At 73.4% G+C, this 19,009-nt stretch carries 20 protein-coding genes; 8 read left to right on the top strand and 12 right to left on the bottom strand.

Going from position 1 to position 19,009, the window contains the following annotated elements:
• Positions 1-47: 47 nt before the first annotated feature.
• The 5 genes from ACIREI_RS27410 to fes form a co-directional block, all read right to left on the bottom strand.
• Entirely contained in the window at positions 48-1,676 is a 1,629-nt protein-coding gene (locus tag ACIREI_RS27410) for a (2,3-dihydroxybenzoyl)adenylate synthase (protein ID WP_403337926.1), read from the bottom strand.
• A complete protein-coding gene (locus tag ACIREI_RS27405) occupies positions 1,673-2,866 on the bottom strand; it encodes an isochorismate synthase (RefSeq protein ID WP_403337923.1) in 1,194 nt (397 codons plus the stop codon). Before ACIREI_RS27405 ends, ACIREI_RS27410 begins: the two co-directional genes overlap by 4 nt.
• A 55-nt stretch (positions 2,867-2,921) precedes the next feature.
• Complete coding sequence (locus ACIREI_RS27400) at positions 2,922-3,704, bottom strand: 2,3-dihydro-2,3-dihydroxybenzoate dehydrogenase (protein WP_403337921.1); 783 nt, start codon at positions 3,702-3,704, stop codon at positions 2,922-2,924.
• Complete coding sequence (locus tag ACIREI_RS27395) at positions 3,701-4,678, bottom strand: ABC transporter substrate-binding protein (RefSeq protein WP_403337919.1); 978 nt, start codon at positions 4,676-4,678, stop codon at positions 3,701-3,703. The genes ACIREI_RS27400 and ACIREI_RS27395 overlap by 4 nt, the downstream gene beginning before the upstream one ends.
• A 67-nt stretch (positions 4,679-4,745) precedes the next feature.
• Positions 4,746-6,071, bottom strand: a complete 1,326-nt coding sequence (gene fes / locus ACIREI_RS27390; protein WP_403337916.1) for an enterochelin esterase — start codon at positions 6,069-6,071, stop codon at positions 4,746-4,748.
• A gap of 125 nt (positions 6,072-6,196) precedes the next feature.
• Between fes and ACIREI_RS27385 the strand changes: the two genes are divergently transcribed.
• From ACIREI_RS27385 to ACIREI_RS27375, 3 genes are read left to right on the top strand one after another with little or no spacing between them, the layout of a single operon-like run.
• Positions 6,197-7,261 carry a FecCD family ABC transporter permease gene (locus tag ACIREI_RS27385; protein WP_403337914.1) on the top strand — a complete coding sequence of 355 codons (1,065 nt, stop codon included), beginning with the start codon at positions 6,197-6,199 and terminating at the stop codon, positions 7,259-7,261.
• Positions 7,258-8,319, top strand: a complete 1,062-nt coding sequence (locus tag ACIREI_RS27380; protein ID WP_403337911.1) for a FecCD family ABC transporter permease — start codon at positions 7,258-7,260, stop codon at positions 8,317-8,319. Before ACIREI_RS27385 ends, ACIREI_RS27380 begins: the two co-directional genes overlap by 4 nt.
• Before the next feature lie 53 nt (positions 8,320-8,372).
• The gene (locus ACIREI_RS27375; RefSeq protein WP_403337908.1) at positions 8,373-8,903 is read left to right on the top strand and encodes a MarR family winged helix-turn-helix transcriptional regulator; all 531 of its coding nucleotides are present in this window, start codon (positions 8,373-8,375) and stop codon (positions 8,901-8,903) included.
• A 20-nt stretch (positions 8,904-8,923) separates the two neighbouring features.
• Here ACIREI_RS27375 and ACIREI_RS27370 read toward each other — a convergent pair whose 3' ends face one another.
• Positions 8,924-10,150 (bottom strand): MFS transporter, encoded by a 1,227-nt coding sequence (locus tag ACIREI_RS27370; RefSeq protein ID WP_403337906.1) that lies wholly within the window; start codon positions 10,148-10,150, stop codon positions 8,924-8,926.
• 27 nt (positions 10,151-10,177) lie between these two features.
• Between ACIREI_RS27370 and ACIREI_RS27365 the strand changes: the two genes are divergently transcribed.
• The 3 genes from ACIREI_RS27365 (at position 10,178) to ACIREI_RS27355 (ending at position 11,883) form a co-directional block, all read left to right on the top strand.
• Positions 10,178-10,975, top strand: coding sequence for a helix-turn-helix domain-containing protein (locus ACIREI_RS27365; RefSeq protein WP_403337903.1), 798 nt, complete (start codon positions 10,178-10,180; stop codon positions 10,973-10,975).
• 72 nt (positions 10,976-11,047) lie between these two features.
• On the top strand, positions 11,048-11,428 hold the full coding sequence (locus ACIREI_RS27360) for a DoxX family protein (protein WP_403337900.1): 381 nt from the start codon (positions 11,048-11,050) through the stop codon (positions 11,426-11,428).
• Positions 11,425-11,883: a peroxiredoxin gene (locus ACIREI_RS27355; RefSeq protein ID WP_403337897.1), complete on the top strand. Its 459-nt coding sequence runs from the start codon at positions 11,425-11,427 to the stop codon at positions 11,881-11,883. Before ACIREI_RS27360 ends, ACIREI_RS27355 begins: the two co-directional genes overlap by 4 nt.
• A 386-nt stretch (positions 11,884-12,269) precedes the next feature.
• On the opposite strand, the gene ACIREI_RS27350 is transcribed toward ACIREI_RS27355, so the two are convergent.
• From ACIREI_RS27350 to ACIREI_RS27340, 3 genes are all read right to left on the bottom strand, one after another.
• A complete protein-coding gene (locus ACIREI_RS27350; RefSeq protein ID WP_403337895.1) occupies positions 12,270-12,704 on the bottom strand; it encodes a DUF2267 domain-containing protein in 435 nt (144 codons plus the stop codon).
• A gap of 69 nt (positions 12,705-12,773) precedes the next feature.
• Entirely contained in the window at positions 12,774-13,169 is a 396-nt protein-coding gene (locus tag ACIREI_RS27345) for a DUF2267 domain-containing protein (RefSeq protein ID WP_403337893.1), read from the bottom strand.
• Positions 13,170-13,269: 100 nt separating this feature from the next.
• Complete coding sequence (locus ACIREI_RS27340) at positions 13,270-13,701, bottom strand: Hsp20/alpha crystallin family protein (RefSeq protein ID WP_403337891.1); 432 nt, start codon at positions 13,699-13,701, stop codon at positions 13,270-13,272.
• Positions 13,702-13,843: 142 nt separating this feature from the next.
• On the opposite strand from ACIREI_RS27340, the gene ACIREI_RS27335 reads away from it, so the two are divergent.
• Both ACIREI_RS27335 and ACIREI_RS27330 read left to right on the top strand, forming a co-directional pair.
• Entirely contained in the window at positions 13,844-14,491 is a 648-nt protein-coding gene (locus ACIREI_RS27335; protein ID WP_403337888.1) for a type III effector protein, read from the top strand.
• Positions 14,492-14,583: 92 nt separating this feature from the next.
• A complete protein-coding gene (locus tag ACIREI_RS27330) occupies positions 14,584-16,920 on the top strand; it encodes a SpoIIE family protein phosphatase (protein WP_403337886.1) in 2,337 nt (778 codons plus the stop codon).
• Between the two features lie 16 nt (positions 16,921-16,936).
• Here ACIREI_RS27330 and ACIREI_RS27325 read toward each other — a convergent pair whose 3' ends face one another.
• The 3 genes from ACIREI_RS27325 to ACIREI_RS27315 form a co-directional block, all read right to left on the bottom strand.
• The gene (locus tag ACIREI_RS27325) at positions 16,937-17,371 is read right to left on the bottom strand and encodes a cupin domain-containing protein (protein ID WP_403337883.1); all 435 of its coding nucleotides are present in this window, start codon (positions 17,369-17,371) and stop codon (positions 16,937-16,939) included.
• Between the two features lie 81 nt (positions 17,372-17,452).
• Entirely contained in the window at positions 17,453-18,070 is a 618-nt protein-coding gene (locus tag ACIREI_RS27320) for a DNA polymerase ligase N-terminal domain-containing protein (protein WP_403337880.1), read from the bottom strand.
• Positions 18,071-18,159: 89 nt separating this feature from the next.
• Entirely contained in the window at positions 18,160-18,990 is an 831-nt protein-coding gene (locus tag ACIREI_RS27315) for an aldo/keto reductase (protein ID WP_403337877.1), read from the bottom strand.
• Positions 18,991-19,009: the final 19 nt, after the last annotated feature.

Here is a 19,009-nt window from a genome sequence, read left to right as displayed (position 1 = left end):
ACTTCGGAACCTCGGAACGCTCGGGGCTCTCGGAACGCTCGGAACTCTCAGGACTGCTCGGCGGCGGACCGCAGGTGCTTCTTGCTGACCTTGCCGACGCCCGTCTGCGGGAAGGCGTCGACGAACTCGACGAGGTCGGGGACCTTGTAGGCGGCGACGCCCCGCTCGCGCACGAACCGTTTGACGGCGACCGGCTTCAGCGGCTCGGCGCCCCGGCGCGGGATCACATAGGCCAGGGAGCGTTCCCCGAGGTACGGGTCGGGCACCGCGACCACGGACACGTCGTGCACGGACGGATGGGCGAGGATGATGTTCTCGATCTCCTCCGGCGCGATCTTCTCGCCGCCCCGGTTGATCTGGTCCTTGGCCCGCCCCACGACGATCAGATGACCGGTCGGGGTGCGGCGCACCAGGTCCCCGGTGCGGTAGAAGCCGTCCTCGGTGAAGGCGCGGACGTTGTGCTCGGGCGCCCGCCAGTAGCCGCGGATCGTGTACGGCCCCCGGGTCAGCAGGTGTCCCGGCTCACCGTCGGGGACGTCGTTCCCGGCGTCGTCGACGACCCGGACCTCGTCGTCGGGGGAGATGGGCCGGCCCTGCGTGGTGACGACGGTCTCGACGTCGTCGTCCAGCCGCGTGTAGTTGACCAGCCCCTCGGCCATCCCGAACACCTGCATCAGCCGGCAGCCCAGCGCGGGCTGCAGTCGCCGCGCCGCCTCCTCGCTGTACTTGGCACCGCCGACCAGCACCACCCGCAGGCTGGACAGGTCGTACGGCGTCGTCGCACCCGCCTCCGTCCACACCAGGGCGAGCGGCGGAACCAGCCCCGTCATGGTGATCCGCTCCCGCTCGATCAGCGGGAACGCCGTCGCCGGATCGGGCTTCGGGCACAGCACCACCGTGCCCCCGGCGTACAGCACGCCCAGCCAACCGGGCGAGCTCATCGGGAAGTTGTGCGCGGCGGGCAGCGCGACGAGGAACCGGGTGTCCGCGTCGACGCCGCAGATCTCGTTGGAGCCCCACACCGAGTACAGGTAGTCGTCGTGGGTGCGCGGGATGAGCTTGGAGACCCCCGTCGTGCCGCCCGACAGCTGGAGGAACGCCAGCTCGTGCGGCTCGGGCCCGTCGAACGGCCCCGCCGGGTCGCACGGCACCTCGGACAGCGCCGTGTGCTCGCCCGGATCGCCCACCACGAAGACGTGCTTCAGGCTCGGCGACTCCCCCCGCACCCGCGCCGCGAGGTCGCGGTGGTCGTAGCCGGCGTGCACGTCGGGCACGACGTACGCGACCGCCTCGGTGAAGGAGCAGAAGTGGCCGATCTCGGTGTCGCGGTGGGCGGGCAGCGCGTACACGGGCAGCGCGCCGATGCGGAAGAGTGCGAAGACCACCTCCACGAACTCGCCGACGTTGGGGAGCTGTACGACGACCCGGTCGCCCTTGGCGATCCCGCGGGCCGCGAATCCGGCGGCCAGCCGGTCGGCGCGCGCGTCGAGTTCGCCGTACGTCCAGGTACGGCGCCCGGGAGCGGGGTCGATCAGGGCGAGGCGGTGGGGGTGGTCGGCGGCGCGCTCGCGCAGCATGCCGCCGAACGTCTCCCCCCGCCAGTAGCCGGCCGCCCGGTAGCGCGCGGCGAACTCCTCGGGCCAGGTGGGCGCGTCCACGCCCGGGGTGACGGTCACAGCGCCGCCCCCACCGCGTGCAGGAACGTGCGGAACTTGGCGGCGGTCTCCGCCGTCTCCGCCTCAGGCGCCGACTCGGCGACCACCCCGGCGCCCGCGAACAGCCGGAGCGTCCGCCCTTCGGCCTCGGCGCAGCGGATCGTCACCACCCACTCGCCGTCACCGTCCGCGTCCTGCCAGCCGACCATGCCCGTGTACGGGCCCCGGTCGAAGGGCTCCGACTCGGCGATCACGGCACGGGCCACATCGGTCGGCGTGCCGCACACCGCCGGTGTGGGGTGCAGCGCGGCCGCCAGGTCCAGCGCGGTCGTGTCCGGGTCGGTCAGCTCTCCGGTGACCGTGGTCGACAGATGCCACATCGCCGCGGTGCGCACCAGCGTCGGCCGCTCGGGCACCTCCAGACGGGAGCAGTACGGCGCGAGCGCCTCGCGTACGGCGGCCACGACCACGGCGTGCTCGTGCAGGTCCTTCGGCGACTCCAGCAGCGCCACCGCCCGGCGCACGTCCTCGGCGAGGTCGGTGCTGCGCGGCGCGGACCCGGCCAGCGGGTTGGCGGTCAGGCGGCCGTCCTGCCGGGCGACCAGGAGCTCGGGGCTGGCGCCGATCAGGGTGCGGTCCGGACCGCTCGGTACGGCGAAGGTGTAGCCGGCCGGGTCGCGGTGGGCCAGGCGGCGCAGCATGGCGCGGAGGTCGGGCTCACGCGCGGAGGTCAGTTCCAGGGTCCGGGCGAGCACGACCTTGTCGAACTCCCCGGCGCGCATACGCTCGACGGCGGCGGCCACGGTCTCGCCGTACCGCTCGGGCGTCGGTACTTCCGTGACCCGCCAGTCGGGCCGGGCCCCGTCGGGGGCGACGGGCAGCGCGATGAGCGGGTCCTCGCGCAGGGGCGGCGCCCAGTGCACCATGTCCGGGACCGCCAGCGCGGGCGGGGCGTCCGGCGCGAAGGGCAGCGAGCCGACGACGACCGGCGCGGGGGCGCCCGGGCGGCGCAGCGCGTCGAGCGCGTCCCGTACCCGGTGCGTCAACGGGCCGGTGCCGTCGGGTATTTCGGCGCTGGTGCCGCGGCCCAGCAGGGTGCGGTGGGGCGTGGCCAGGAACCGGTCCGTGGTGAGGCGGTAGGCGTCGAGGAGGGAGGTGGCCGCGCCGGGGGTGACCGGTGGGGCGAAGGGGGCGTGCACAGTGATGGACATGAGTGTCTCCAGTGCTCGAGTGGAGGAGAGCACGGCGGCAGGGGCGAGGGGCCGGTCAGGCCCGCAGGGTGGCGCCCCCGTCGACGTACAGGTCGTGCATGGTGATGTGGCGGGCCCGGTCGGAGGCCAGGAAGACGACCGCGTCGGCGATGTCGGCGGGATCGGCGATCCGGCCGAGCGGGATGCCGGTGCGGTACGTGGCCAGGTCGCCCTCGATGACGTGCCGGGTGGCGGCCGTCTCGTCGGCGGTCGTCCACAGGGCGCGCTGCATGTCGGTGAGGGTGGAGCCGGGGGAGACCGTGTTGCAGCGCACGCCGCTGGCGGCCACCTCCAGGCCCAGGCACTTGGTGAACATGACGGCGGCGGCCTTCGAGGCGGCGTAGGCGGCCATGCCCGAGCGGGGGACGCCGGCCGCGTTCGAGGCGACGGTGACGATGCTGCCGTGGCCGCGCTCGGCCATCCGGCGGGCGGCCGCGCGTGAGACATGGAAGACGCCGCCCGCGTTGACCGCGAAGGTGGCCGCCCAGTCCTCGTCGGTGAGGTCCACGACGTGTGAACTGCGCATGATTCCGGCGACGTTGACGGCCATGTCCAGCGGGCCGAGGGCGCGCTCGGCGTGGTCGGTCAGGGCCTCGACGGCGACGGCGTCGCTGACGTCGAGGGTGCGGGCGGTGACCCGGTCGCCGTGCTGGGCGGCGAGCGCCTCGACACCGTCCGGCAGCAGGTCGGTGGCGAGGACCCGGGCGCCCTGCTCGACGAGCGCGGCGACCACCGCCTCGCCGATGCCCCGGCCCGCCCCGGTCACCAGGGCGAGGCGGCCGGCGAGTTCCGCGCTCACGAGGCGAGTGCCTTGGTGAGGTCGTCGAGGACGCCGCGAGCCGCCAGCGGGCCGCCCGCGCTGTTCCACGCGGACCCGTCGATGACGACGACGTGCCCCTCGTTCTCGGCCTTCAGCCTGCCGAAGCCCGCAACCTTCTTCGCCTCGGCGTACGCCTTCTCACCGGCGGCCCGGTCACCGAGGGCCCCGAAGAACAGCCAGTCGCCGTCGATGGTGGACAGCTTCTCCAGGCTGACCGGCTCACTGTGCCCGGCACTGGCGCCCTGCTGGTCCTTCGGCCGGGCGAGCCCCAGCGTGGAGAGCGTGGAGCCCACGTGCCCGACTCCCTTGCCCACCACGGACGGGGCCCCGTTCTGCCAGCGCACCACACTCACCACCGCGCCGGCGTTCGCGCCCAGCTTCTTCCTCGTGGCGGCGACGTCGGTGTCGAAGTCCGCGAGGATCTTCTCGCCCTGAGCCGCCTTGTTGAGCGCCTCGGCGGTGGCGGTGAACGCCTTCTTCCAGTCCTGGTTGAGCTTTGCGGTGACCACGGTCGGCGCGATCGCCTGCAACTTGGTGACCTCGCTCTTCACCGCGGTCGTCTCGTCGAGCAGGATCAGGTCGGGCTGGAGCGCGGCCACCTTCTCCATGTCGGCCTCCGCGACGGTCGCCACGACCTGGGCGTTCTTCGCCTTGTCGGCCAGATACGAGGACACGCCCTGCTGACCGCGGCCCGCGGTGGCGCCGACGGGTTCGACCCCGAGGGCGAGGGCCGCGTCCAGCGTCGGTTCGCTCAGCGTGACGACCTTCCGCGGCGCCGACGGCACCTCCACCTCGCGCCCGGTGGCGTCGGTGACCTGACGCGTGCTCGCCTGTTTGCCGGAGGCGGTGTCGCTCCCGTCGTCGTTGCCGCAGCCGGTCAGGAGCATCGCTCCCGTCACGACGGCGGCGGCGGACGTCAGGACCGTCCTGCGAGAGGCACGTGCAGAGGACATGGCGGAACAGCTCCTTGAAAGCGAGAGAAAGAAGGGTGAGGCAGAGGGTGAGGGAGAAGGGCCGGGCTCAGGCGCCGCCCAGCAGGCGCACCAGGCCGTCGGCCAGCGCGCCGTGCCAGCACACGTAGTCGTGGCCGCCGTTGAACTCGTCGTAGGTGACCCGATAGCCGACCGAGCGCAGCACGTCGTACAGGGCCCGGCTGTGCTCGATCATCGAGCCCTCGTGCAGCCCGACGTCCAGATGGACCGTGACGGGGCGCGGTCCGGCGGCGGCGAAGCGGGTGACGAGCCAGGGGGTGCCGAAGACCGGCGGTTGGGGGCCGTTGCCCGGCGGCAGCCCGGGCCGCCACCACAGCGACGCCGACTGGGCGAGCACGTTGCCGAACCGGTCGGGCCGCAGATGGCCGGCGTACAGCGCGGTCATCGCGCCGAGGCTCTGCCCCGCCACCACGGTCCGCCCCGGGTCGGTGCCGAGCGACCAGCGCCCCGCCGCCCAGGGCAGCAGCTCGTCGGCGAGGAACGACACGAACTCCTCGCGGGCGCCGAGTTCACGCGAGCGGGTACGGCGGTCCACGGCGTCCGGCGCCAGCACCGCGAGCGGCGGCAGCGCCCCGTCCGCGACCAGCGCGTCCAGCGTGTGCTGGAACCCGAGCCGGCCGAACCACATGTCGCCGTCGCACAGTGCCACGACTGGCAACGGGGCGTCTCTCACCGGGTCGTGGCCCGGCGGCAGATAGACCCAGGTGTCCCGGTGGCCGCCCAGTGTCGCGGAGGCCACCCGGTGGCGCTCCACCCGACCGGCCGGAACGCCGCCGCGCCGCCCGCTCCAGGATGGTGCCGGGGCCTGCGGCAGTGCGAAGACGGAGCTGGGCAGGGGGCTCCAACGGGTGGGTACGGTACGCGGGTTGAGGGGGTCCCGGGCGGCGTGCGCGGAGAGTGAGCGCAGCCGCTGCTGCAGGGCGTCCGGGTCCGTGGGCGGTGCCTTGGGCGAGATGTCGGCGGCCAGCCGGTAGGAGCCGCGGTGGTCGGCGCGCAGCCGAAGACCCAGGTGCCATACGTCCGTACCCGGCAGGTGCTCCAGGAGGGCGCCGGCGAGACGGTCGCGGTCGATGATGCGGTTGGCCAGCAGCAGCACCTGCCGCGTCGCGCGGTGCCCTCGCCACAGGAACGTGACGGCCAGGTGATCCGGCTCGCCCTCCAGCTCCTCGACGAGCGGGGTACCGAGACGTTCCACCTCGCTCCAGAACTCCGCCGTCAGCGCCGCGCGCCGGGCGTCGTCGGCCGCGCTCAGGCAGTCCGCCAGGCGGGCGACGCGCGGACCGGTGACGCGGACCGGGCGTGTGCCGGTACCGGGGGGTTCGGCCTGCGGCTGAGTGGTTTCCAGGACGGGCATCTCTCCTCTTCTCGTCGCCGACTGCGGGCGAACCGGGCGCGCATCGCGGGGATGCGGGCACGCACGTCGTAGAACTGTCAATGAAATCGTCAACAACTCGACTTAGGTTAGCCTAAGCTAAGCACATGTTCTCGGGAACGCATCCTCCAAAGGGACTAGACCGTCCGGACCCGGCCGACTCCACAGGGAAACCCCGCACTCGGGCCTCCACTTGGGCGGCGGGCCTGCTGCTCGGCCTGGTTCTGCTGCTCGTGGCGGCCGCGCTGTCGCTGGCCGTGGGTGCCCAGCGGATACCGCTCGACCAGGTCTGGTCGGCGCTCGTATCGCCCTCCGGCACCGCGAACGACGAGATCGTGCGGGACCTCAGGCTGCCCCGCACCCTCATCGGGGCCGCCGTCGGCGCGGCGCTCGGCGTCGGTGGCGCCGTCATGCAGACGCTGACCCGCAATCCGCTCGCCGATCCCGGGCTGCTCGGGGTGAACGCGGGCGCGTCCGCCGCCGTCGTCACCGCGATCAGCCTGCTGGGCATCACCTCGTTCACGGGCCATCTGTGGTTCGCCCTGGCCGGCGCCGCCCTCGCGGCCACCGCCGTCAGTGCCCTGGGCGGCGGACGCCTCGCCACCCCGGTCCGCCTCGCCCTCGCCGGAACCGCCGTCAACGCGGCCCTGTTCGGCTATGTCAACGGCCTGCAGCTGTGGAACCTCGACACCCTCGACGAGATGCGGTACTGGTCGGTGGGCACCCTCGCCAAACGGGACCCCGCGCTGCTGGTCACGGTGGCGCCGCTGCTCGCGGCCGGCGCCCTCCTCGCCCTCGCCCTGGCCCGCCCGCTCGGCGCCGTGGCGCTCGGCGAGGACCACGCCCGTGCCCTGGGCACCCACATCCGGCGCACCCGCCTGCTGTCGGTCCTCGCCATCACGCTGCTGTGCGGGGGAGCGACCGCCGTGTGCGGGCCGATCGGCTTCGTCGGCCTGATGATCCCGCACGCCGCCCGCGCGTTCTGCGGCCCCGACCCGCGCCGTCTCTTCCCGTACTGCGCGCTGTACGCGCCGACGCTGCTGCTCGTCTCGGACGTGGTCGGACGAGTCGTCGTACCGCCCTCGGAGATCGAGGCCGGCACGGTCACCGCCTTCCTGGGCGGAGTCGTCTTCATCCATCTGGTCCGGCAGCGGAAGGCGGCCCACCTGTGACGCTCACCCGGAACGCGGGCCCGGTGCCGCGGCGCGGCCTGCTGCGCACCGGCCGCTGGTCCCTGCGCTACGACACACGCGCCCTGCTGGTCTGCGCGGTGATCGCCGTACTGGCCGCGTGCGCCATGGTGCTCGCCATCGGCACCGGAACCTACGAGCTGTCCCCGCCGGAGGTGGTACGCACCCTCGCCGGGAACGGCCCGCCGGGCGCCGGGTTCATCGTGCGGGACCTGCGCCTGCCCCGCGCCCTCGTGGCGGTCCTGGTCGGCTTCGGGATGGGCGCGGCGGGGGCGGTGTTCCAGTCGCTGACCCGCAACCCGCTCGGCAGCCCCGACATCACCGGCTTCGGCAACGGCGCCTCCGCCGGGGCCCTCGTCGCGATCATCCTCTTCGACGCGGGGGACGCCCAGACCGCGATCGGCGCGGTGTGCGGCGGCCTCGCCACCGCCGCCGGCGTGTATCTGCTGGCCTGGCGGCGGGGCGTGCACGGATACCGGCTGGTCCTCGTCGGCATCGGTGCCTCCGCGGTGCTGGGTTCGGCCACCAGCTTCCTGTACGTCCGGGCCGACATCGGCAAGGCGGCCCAGGCGGCGAGCTGGATGATCGGCTCGCTCAACGCCCGCGACTGGGGCGACGTCCGCATCGCCGCGCTCGGCCTGGTGGCACTGATGCCGGTCGTCCTCGGGTACGCCAGGCGCCTGACCCTGCTCGAGATGGGCGACGACACGGCCGGCGCGCTCGGCGTCCCGCCCGAGCGCAGCCGACTGGTCCTGCTGTGCGCGGGGACCGGTCTCACGGCCATGGCGGTCGCCGCCGCGGGACCGGTGCCGTTCGTCGCGATGGCCGCACCCCAGCTCGCCCGCCGCGTCACCCGGGCCGCCGGCCCCAACGTCCTGCCCGCCGCATGGATGGGCGCGCTCCTGGTGTCCGCCGCCGACCTGGCCACACAGCGCGTCACCGGCTCGGCCCTCCTGCCGGTCGGCGTGGTGACGGGCGTGGCCGGTGGCGCGTATCTGGCCTGGCTGCTGGGAAAGGAGCGCAGGGCGGGCGCCGTGTGAACCCCATTCCCAAATTAGTTGAGTTACGCAACGAGAGGGTAACGTGGTTCCCCATGGCCACACCACCTCTCCCCGAACTCCCCGACACGCCCGCATCCCCGGAAGTGATCGAGATAGAGCGTGCGCTCACCCGGATCACCTACCTGAGCACGCGCGCCCGGCAGCACGAGCGGCTCATGGCCCTGGCCGGTGTGCCGCTGGACCGGGCCGCCGTGGCGCTGCTGCGCCAGGTCGCCGACTCGGAATCGCTGCGCCCCGGGGAGCTGGCCGCCCGGCTCGGTGTGGAGGCCTCGCACGTCACGCGTACGGTGCAGCAGCTGCAGAAGTCCGGCTACGTCACCCGCGTCCCCGACCCCCGGGACCGCCGCGCCCAGCGCATCGAACTCACCGAGGCCGGCCGGCAGGCCATCGCCCGCGTGCGTGAGGCCGGCGCCCGCGGCATGCAACTCGCCCTGGCCGACTGGTCCTCCGAGGAGCTGGGCCAACTGGCCACCCTCTTCCACCGCATGGTCGACGACTTCCTCGCCCACGCCATCGACGAGGACACCGAGCCACAGCCGTCGGCACCGGCCGGCTCCGCCTGACCGAACCGCACGGGCACCGGTCACGCCGATGCCGTGCGTGGGCGGTGCCCGGACGGTCCCGCCGCCGGGGCGGCCCTTCCGGGCGGCGCCGGCTCCCGCAGCCCGCACAGCAGCAGCCGCCCCAGCGCGGGCAGGGCGATGAGCGTGGCGAGCGCGGTCCGCAAAGACGTGGCGTCGGCCAGCGCTCCGACGGCCGGAGCGAACAGACCGCCCACGCTCACCGTCAGCCCCAGCGTCACACCGCTCGCGGTGCCCACCCGCCGGGGCAGGTAGTCCTGACCGAGCGTGACATGCAGGGAGAACGGAACGTACAGCCCGGCCGACGTCAACGCGACGAACAGATACACGCCCGGACCGGGAACGAGGACCACTCCGGCCACCGCGAGCACCGTCAGCACGTAGGCCCGGCGTACGACCGCCAGCCGCCCGTACCGGTCGGCGAGCCGTCCCCCGGCCACGGTGCCCACCGCGCCGCCCACGTAGAGCACGCACAGCGCGGCCGTACCGGCCACGGCACCGCCACCGGTGCGCTGGCGGACGTACAGCGAGACGAACGCGCTCAGTCCGGCGAACACGATCGACCGGCACACGACCGCGCCGGACAACCGCAGGAACGACCCCCAGTCGTCCGCGCCGGCCTCCCCGACCTTGCCCGCGACGACCCCACGGCTTCCGGCCGAGCGGACCGCTGCCGCGCACAGGGCCGCTCCCACGACGGCCGGCACCACCAGCAGGGGAGTGGCGCCCAGACCACCGGTGGCGACCACCGCCGCCACCAGCAGCGGGGCCAGCGCGAAACCGACGTTCCCGCCGAGGGAGAACCACCCCATCGCCGTATGGCTGCCGGATGCGGCATCGCGGGCCGCGCGGGCGGCCTCCGGGTGATAGGCGGCCACCCCGATGCCCGACACGGCCACCACCGCCAGCGTGAGCGCGTAGGAACCCATGACCCCGCTCAGCGCGACCCCGGCCCCGCCCGTCAGCGCGCTGAGCGGCAGCAGCCACGGCATCGCCCACCGGTCGGTGAGCGCCCCGAACAGCGGCTGCACCACCGACGACAGCAAGGAGGCCGCGAGCACGATGCCCGAGGCGGCGGCGTAACCGTAGGCGCGCTCGGCGACGAAGAACGGGACAAGGGCCGCCACGGCGCCCTGGTACACGTCGACACAGGCGTGGCCCAAGGACAGCAGGGTGATGGCTCGGTTGCGTTTCGTGGACACCCTGCGATCGTCGCCGGGCCGGACCATTGCCCGCTTTCGATAATCTGCCTTCTCGTGTCGAACATCCGCCACGACCCGACCGCCCCGACCCGCGCCCAGGTCCTCGCCGCCGGGGAACGCATCGACGCGCACCGGCACGACGACCACCAGATCGTCTACGCCGGCTCCGGTGTCCTCGCCGTCACCACCGACGCCGGCACCTGGTTCGCGCCCGGCAACCGCGCCATCTGGGTCCCCGCGGGCACCGTCCACGCGCACCGCGCCCACGGCCACCTCGACCTGCACCTGGTCGGCCTCCCCGCCGACGACAACCCTCCCCCAGACTCCGTCCGGGGGCACCCCCATCTCGCTTCGCTCGGCCTGGCCGCCCCCACCGTCCTCGCCGTCAGCCCCCTGCTGCGCGAGCTGATCCTCGCCTACACCCGCGACCCCGCCGACGACAGCCCCGAGCGCCGCCGACTGCTCGCCGTCCTGCGCGACCAGCTGCGCGCCTCCCCGCAGCAGCCCCTGCGTCTGCCCACCCCGACCGACCCCCGCCTGGCGGCGGTCTGCGCGCTCGTCCACGCCGACCCCGCCGACCCGCGCACCCTCGCCGCGCTCGGCGCCGCGACCGGGGCCGGCGAGCGCACCCTCAGCCGGCTCTTCCGCCACGAGTTCGGCATGACCTTCCCGCAGTGGCGCACCCAGTCGCGCCTCTACCACGCGCTGCGGCTGCTCGCCGAGGACACGCCCGTCACGACCGTCGCCCACCGCTGCGGCTGGTCCTCCGCCAGCGCCTTCATCGACGTCTTCCGCCGGTCCTTCGGGTACACGCCCGGAACCCACAACCGCCGCACCGAGCAGGGCCGGTGACGCCCGGGGCGGCTGCCGGACCGTGATCTACCCTCCGGTAGCATCCGGCGGCAGATCACCCTAGGAGGATCCGTGCCCCGGTCCGAACGCTCACCCCTGCTGCTCGCCGGCCTGCTGGCCACCGCGGGCGTCGCCCACTTCACCTCCCCACGGCAGTTCGACGCGACCGTGCCGCGCGCCCTGCCGGGGACGCCCCGGGCCTGGACGTACGCCAGTGGCGTCGCCGAACTCGCGCTGGCGGCCGGGGTGGCGCTGCCGCGCACCCGCAAGGCCGCCGCCCTGGCCACGGCGGCCTTCTTCGTCGGCGTGTTCCCCGCGAACGTGAAGATGGCCGTCGACTGGCGCCACCGCCCCGCCCCGCAGAAGGCCGCCGCGATCGGTCGGCTGCCCTTGCAGATCCCCCTCGTGCTGTGGGCCCGCGGGGTCGCGAAGAGTGCGGAGGCCCAGGCATGAGCGCACAGCTGAAGGTCGGCGACAAGGTCGAGGACTTCGCGCTGCCGGACGAGACCGGCACCACCCGCAGCCTCACCGGGCTGCTCGCCGAAGGGCCGGTGGTGCTCTTCTTCTACCCCGCCGCCCTCACCCCGGGCTGCACCGCCGAGGCCTGCCACTTCCGCGATCTCGCCGCCGAGTTCGCCGCCGTCGGCGCCCGGCCCGTCGGCATCAGCGGTGACGCGGTGGAACGGCAGCAGGAGTTCGCCGACCGGCACACGCTCGGCATCCCGCTGCTCTCCGACGCGGACGGGACGGTCCGGGACCGCTTCGGCGTGACACGCGGCTTCTCGCTTGCCCCCACCAAGCGGGTCACCTTCGTCATAGGACAGGACCGCACGGTCCTGGAGATCGTCCGCAGCGAACTGCGCATGAACACCCACGCCGACCGGGCCCTGGCCGCACTGCGCAAGTGAGCGCGCGGGCGCCGGGAACGGTGCGGGGCCCGCGAGGTGGCCGGCGCCGGGCCGGCCCCGAACCCCGGCCGGTGGCCGACGCCGACCGGGCTCGCCACCGTCCTCTGCGGCCGACGCCTGCCACGGGGGCGTCGCGACCTTCCCGCTCGGCGGCGCCACGGTGACCGCGACGCTCGGCGGCGGGCGGCCGCACGCCGGTGCGAAGTGCCGGGCCCGGCCTGGGGCCCGCCCGGCCGACGCGTTCGGCGTACCGCCCGGCATGCCTGGGCTCGCAGCCCCGGCGCCGGGCGGGGACGGGAGTCATGTACCGCCGGACCGGACCGGAGCAAGGACGCCCCCTCGGACGCCGACTACCCCCGCCCCTCGCGGGTCCGGGAGCCGCAGGCTCAGGCGGCCTGGGTCAGTTCGGCGCGGCCGAACAGCAGCGCGTAGCCCGGGGGGAGCTGGTGCAGGATCCGGGTGAGCAGTTCGGGGCCGGCCAGTGTGGCGACGGTGGTGAGGACCGAGCCGGTGTCCCAGCGGGTGGTGGCCAGGGAGGCGCCGGTCCGGGCGGCGAGGTCCTTGACGAAGGCCCAGCCGGTGAGGGGCTGGGTGTCGGGGATCTGTTCGGTGAGGATGCGGGCGGCCTCGAGGGGCAGGCGGGCGGCCAGTTCGACGCGTTCGTCGCCCGTCAGCCGGCGCCCGAGCCCCGCCACGACCAGGCGGACGGCTTCCTCGGCCCGTTCCCGGGTGGGGTAGGCGCCTTCGTAACGGACCTTCTCCAGCATGTGCTCGAACGTCATCGCGCAGGAGTGCTGGAGCGGGGCACGCCGGTCGGACATCACTGCGGTGTTCGCCTTTCTGTAGTTGAGGTTGCCGGTGCCCGCCGGGCTGCGCGGACACGCGGCCGGTCAGGTGGGCTGGGGTCGGCCGAAGAGCAGGTCGTAGCCTGCCGGGAGCTGGAGCAGGATCTGGTTGAGCAGGTCGTCGCCGGCCGCGTCGGCGACCGTGCTGAGAACGGCGCCGACGTCCCAGGCCGCGGTCCGGTCGGTGGCCCCCTCGATCCAGGCCGCCGTCGCCCGCACGAACCGCTCCGGGGACAGCGGTTCGGCGCTCTGCAGCGGGTTGAGCAGGATCAGGGCGAAGTCCTCCGGCAGCCGCGCCGCCAGCTGGGCTCGCACCTCGCCGACCAGGTGTGCGCCGAGCAGGGCGAGCACCACGCGGGCCGCGCGTTCCGCTTCCTGCCGGCTGTCGTACTCGCCGCGTTCCCTCACACGGTCGAGGAACGCGTCCCATCGCAAGGTCACGTCGGCCGCCACCCTTCTCGAGCCCGGCGGGCGCGGAGGACGGGGGAGTCCCGGATCGGGTGCCCGTCCTCCGCCGCTGATCGGCCCGGGTCGCCCCGGGTCAGCCGGAGATTTCCTTGCGGGAGGAGTCCCCGCCGATGGCGATCTTGCGGGGCTTGGCGCGCTCGGCGATCGGGATGCGCAGCGTCAGCACCCCGGCGTCGTAGTCGGCCTTGATGTGCTCGGTGTCCAGCGTGTCGGCCAGCACGATCTGGCGGGAGAAGACGCCCAGGGGCCGCTCCGACAGTTCCATCTGGACGTCGTCGGCCTTCGTCACGGGTCGCCGCTCGGCCCTGACGGTCAGCATGTTCCGCTCGACGTCGATGTCGATCGCTTCCGTGCTGACGCCTGGAAGGTCGAAGGCCACCACGTACTCGTCACCCTCGCGGTAGGCGTCCATCGCCATCGTGGACGGCCGCGTCCAGGTGCCCGGGCTCATCAGCTGCTGAGTCAGCCGGTCGAGTTCGCGGAAGGGGTCGGTGCGCATCAACATCGCGAAACACCTCCAAAAGGTTCGGGCAGTACCTGCTGCCAATGCGCCTCGCTGAAACCGTTGTAACATGTCATCCAATGGATGACAAACACGATGTCGTCGAAAGGATGACAACGGGATGACAACCTCCAGGGAGGTGCCCATGGCAGCAGCCGACCAGCCGGCCTCGTCCAGCGCCGGCAGCCAGACCCCGGCCTCGTTTCTCGCCGCCGCGGCGGCCCTGGAAGCCATCGGGAACGCTCTGCACGCCGCCCAGCACGAGCCTCCCGGCCCCACCGACGCCGAACACACCGGCCCCGAGCAGGCCCTGGCCTCCCTCCTGCTGCTACGGCGGATCCGCGAGCAGCTCGCCGGATGGGAGACCGGGCTGATCGAAACCGCCCGCGACGCCGGCGCCAGCTGGGCCGACCTCGCCCACCCCCTCGGCGTCGCCAGCCGCCAGGCCGCCGAGCGCCGCTATCTGCGCAACCGGCCCGGCCCCGCCGGCACCACCGGCGAACAACGCGTCCAGGCCACCCGCGAGCGTCGCGCCGCCGACCGCAACATCGCCACCTGGGCCCGCCGCAACGCCGCCGACCTCCGCCGTATCGCCGGTCGGATCACCGCCCTCCCCGACCTCCCCGCCGCCGCCCGTCACCCGGTCGGCCAACTCCACGCGGCCCTCGCCCAGGACGACCCCGCCGCCCTTCTCCGCCCCCTCGACGCCACCCGTCCCCACCTGACACCCGCCCACCCCGACCTCGCCGCCGAGCTCGACACCCTCACGAACTCGTCCACCACGCCCGACTGACGACCGCACGGCGACCGGTACGCAGCAGTCAGTCACCGACGGATCGGGCATCGCGGTTGATGCGGTGGGGCTCAGGACTCATCCTGGACGACATGGAGCACGTCTCCGCTGCGGCGATCATCGATGCCCACGGTGTCGTCACCGGGTGGAGCGAGGGCGCCCGGCGGCTGACGGGGCTGACGGCCGAGGAAGCCCTGGGACGGCCGGTGCGCGAGCTGCTCGCCGAGCAGCCGCCGCCCGAAGCCGTGGCCGCGCTGGCCGGCACCGCCGTGGTGCGCCACCGGGACGGCTCGCACGTCGCCCTGAACGTGACGGCATGCGCTCTGCTCGGCGACGACGGCGGCCCGGGCGGATACGTGATCACCACCGTGCCGTCCGGCCGGGCCGAGCCCACCCTCGCGGAGCAGGCCTTCCAGCAGGCGTCCATGTCCATGTCCGTCTTCGACACCGACCAGCGCTACCTGCGGCTCAACGAAGCCGCCTGCAAGGTCATGGGCGTACCCGAGGAGGCCCTGCTCGGCCGGCCCTTCCCGGAGACCGTGGAGGACGAGGTACACAGCCGCGGCTTCCTGTGGCATCTGCGCGAGGTCGCCGAGACGGGCCGTCCGCTGCGCTACGAGAGCTTCACCGGCGCCCCGGCCCTGAACCGGGAACATGCCTGGACCACCGACATGTGGCCGGTGCGGGACCCCTCGGGCCGGCTGGTCGGGACCGCGCTGGCCGCGTTCGACAGCACCGAGCAGTACTGGGCGCGGCAGCGGCTGGCCCTGCTGAACGAGGCGGCGGCCGCGATCGGCACCACCCTGGACCTGGTGCGCACGGCGGAGGAGCTGATCGGGATCATGGTGCCCCGGTTCGCCGACTTCGCCAGCGTGGACCTGTTCGACTGGGTCCTGGGCGCGGAGGAGGCGCCGGTGCTGGCCGGCACCGAGATCGCGCTGCGCCGGGTCGCCCACGGCTCCGGCACCGAAGGCACCCCGGAAGCCGCCGTGCACCTGGGCGAGGTGGACTTCTACCCGCCGTTCTCGCCGCCCGCGCGGGCCATCCTGGACGGCCAGGTGATCCGCAGCCAGGCGGGTGAGCCGGCGTTCATGCGCTGGGTGGCGGAGCGCAACGCGCGTGCTCCGGCCGGCCGGCGCCACCGCGTCGGCGCCCACTCCATGATGGCGGCGCCGCTACGGGCCCGCGGCACCACGCTCGGCGTCATGGTGGCCGTGCGCATCAGACAGCCGGACGACTACGTCGCCGACGACGCCGTCTTCGCCGAGGAACTCGCCAGCCGGGCCGCCGTCTGCATCGACAACGCCCGCCGCTTCGCCCGGGAACGCACCACCGCGCTGGCCCTGCAGCACAACCTGCTGCCCCGGGGACTGCCCGGGCAGGCGGCCGTCGAGGTGGCTCACCGCTACCGTCCGTCCGGATCGCAGGCCGGCATCGGCGGCGACTGGTTCGACGTGATCCCGCTGTCCGGCGGCCGTGTCGCCCTCGTCGTCGGCGACGTCGTCGGACACGGCATCCCTTCGTCGGCCACCATGGGCCGCCTGTGCACGGCCGTACGCACCCTCGCCGACGTCGACCTGCCGCCCGACGAACTCCTCACCCACCTGGACGACCTGGTCACCCACCTGGCCGGGGAGGACAGCGACGAGGTCGCAGAACTGGGCGCCACCTGCCTGTACTCCGTCTACGACCCCGTCTCCCGCCACCTCACCCTGGCCGCCGCAGGCCATCCGCCGCCGGCCCTCGTCCTGCCCGACGGCACCACGCAGGTCGTCGAGATGAGCGCCGGACCCCCGCTCGGGGTCGGCGGTCTTCCCTTCGAGGCGGTGGAGGTGGAGCTGCCCGAGGGCTCCCTGGTCGCCCTGTACACGGACGGCCTCATCGAGGACCGGGACCGCGACATCGACCACGCCATCGACGAGCTGTGCCGCGCGCTGACCGCGCCCGCCGACACCCTCGACGCCCTGTGCGACACCGTGCTGAAGGCGGTCCTGCCGGAGGATCCCAGCGACGACGTGGCCCTGCTGCTGGCCCGCACCCGGGCCCTGGGCGCGGACCGCATCGCCACCTGGGACGTCCTGCCGGACCCGGAGCACGTGGCGGCCACCCGGCAGGCGGCCACGGAGCAACTGACCGCCTGGGGACTGGACGAGGCCGCCTTCGTCACCGAACTCGTCGTCAGCGAACTCGTCACCAACGCCATCCGGTACGGCGCACCGCCCATCCAGCTCCGCCTGATCCGCGACCGCACCCTCATCTGCGAGGTCTCCGACGGCAGTTCCACCTCCCCGCATCTGCGCCGGGCCCACGCCTACGACGAGGGCGGCCGCGGACTGCTGCTGGTCGCCCAGCTCACCCAGCGCTGGGGGAGCCGGCAGACCGGCAGCGGCAAGACGATCTGGGCCGAGCAGCCGCTGCCGCCGGTGTGATCACCCCCTGCCGCGCTCACTGGAACGGGCAGCCTGGGTTCGGCGCGTCCTGGGAGAACGGCGCGCCGTGCGGGAGTACATAGAGCACGTCGAGGACGACCGCCGTGTCCCCCAGGTTGCGGCCTATGTGGACGTTCCCGGGACCGGCCGGTTCCTGGATGAAACTGCCCTGCGGGTAGACGCCGTCGGAGGCGCAGGTGGAGTCGTGGTGGCTGAGCGTGCCCTGCTGCGTGAAGGCGTACAGGGGCCCGTCGTGGTAGTGCCAGCCGGTGGCCTGACCCGGCGGAATGGTGATCTCCCGAAGGATGTAGTCGGTGTCGCCGACGGTTTTCTGACTGATCGTCCGTGCGGTGACGCCGGGCCCGGGCGGAGTCGCCTGGGCGGGCCCGGCGACGAGGACGGTGGCGGCGGCCACGGCGCCGGTGACGGCGGTGCGGAGCGCGGTGCGCATACGAGGAGCCTCCTGCGGCGGCGAGAGCGGATGTCGCCGTGAACATAGAGGCAGAGAGCGGTAGTTGAGGCCGGAACCGCATCATCCGCCGGAATTTCCGGCGTCCGCGGCGACCTGGGCGAGCGTGCGCCCCGTCCGCACCGAACGGGCCCGGTACGGGTCGGGCGTGCCGTGCCCGCGGGAGCCGCCCTTGCGGGCTTTCACCAGCAGCCACGCCTCCCGGTCGCCGTCCTGGCCGTCGCGGATCCGGGTGAGCGCGTACTCGCCGTGCAGCTTCGAGCCGCTCAGCCGGAACGTGGCATGACCGCGCGCGAGCGACTCGCCGAAGTCGACGGGCCGCCCCTTGCGGTCATGACTCATCGGCTCGTACGTGCCGTTGTCCCAGACGATCACCGTGCCGCCGCCGTACTCGCCCTTCGGGATCACGCCCTCGAACTCCTCGTACTCCAGCGGATGGTCCTCGGTGGGCATGGCGAGCCGCTTGTCGTGCGGATCGTCGGAGGGCCCTTTCGGCACCGACCAGGACTTCAGCACGTCGTCCACCTGGAGCCGGAAGTCGAAGTGCAGGGTACGGGCGTCATGGATCTGCACCACGAACCGCGGCTCCTCGCCGGAGGCCGCCGCACGCCCCTGTGGCTCTCCGGTCCGCCCGAAGTCCCGCTTGCCGTGATAGTCCCGCAGCCGGTCCTTCTCACCCACGAGGGCCTCCTTTCCGAGCGTCCCGAGTACCCTGCGAGGCGCCGCCGACGCCCGCTCGCCACCCCGTGCGCGACGCGCGCTCGGCCCGCTCAGAACTCCTCGTGCACCTCGGGATCCCCGCCGAGGCGCCGGTGGGCGCGGTCCGCGACCGCCGTCATCTGAGCGGGGTCCAGTTCGAATCCGAAGACATCGAGGTTCGCGCGCTGCCGCCCGGGATCGGCAGACTTCGGGATGGGGACGGCGCCCAGCTGGACGTGCCAGCGCAGGACGACCTGGCCCGGTGTCACACCGTGCGCCTCGGCGATCCGGATGATGACGGGATCGTCCAGCAGGTCGGTGCCGCGGCCCAGCGGGCTCCAGCTCTCGGTCAGGACGCCCTTGCCGGTGTGGAAGGCGCGCAGCTCCGCCTGCGGGAACAAGGGGTGCAGCTCGATCTGGTTGACGGACGGCAGGACCCCGGTCTCCTTCTCCAGCCGTTCGATGTGCTCGGCCGTGAAGTTGGAGACGCCGATCGACCGGACGAGTCCGTCCTCACGCAGTTTGATCATGGCCTTCCAGGAGTCGACGTACTGGTCGACGCGGGGGAGTGGCCAGTGGATGAGGTACAGGTCCACGTAGTCCAGGCCGAGGCGGGCGCGGGACTCCTCGAAGGAGGTGAGGGTCTCCTCGTAGCCGTGGTGCCGGCCGGGGAGCTTGGTCGTCACGACGATCTCCTCGCGGGGCACGCCGCTGCCCGCGACGCCACGGCCCACGCCGGTCTCGTTGCGGTAGTTCGTCGCCGTGTCCACGAGGCGGTACCCCAGTTCCAGCGCGTCGTGAACCGCCTGCTCGGCCTGCGCGTCGTCCATCGGCCAGGTGCCGAGGCCCAGGGCGGGGAGGGTCGTACCGTCGTTGAGCGTGTGGGTCGGGATGCTGATCACTGCCGGACCTTCCCTTGAC

Origin of the sequence: Streptomyces sp. NPDC093591 (assembly GCF_044764885.1) — a bacterium.
GTDB lineage: Bacteria > Actinomycetota > Actinomycetes > Streptomycetales > Streptomycetaceae > Streptomyces.
The sequence above is the reverse complement of the archived record's forward strand: the minus strand, read 5'-3'. Positions and strand labels throughout refer to the sequence as shown.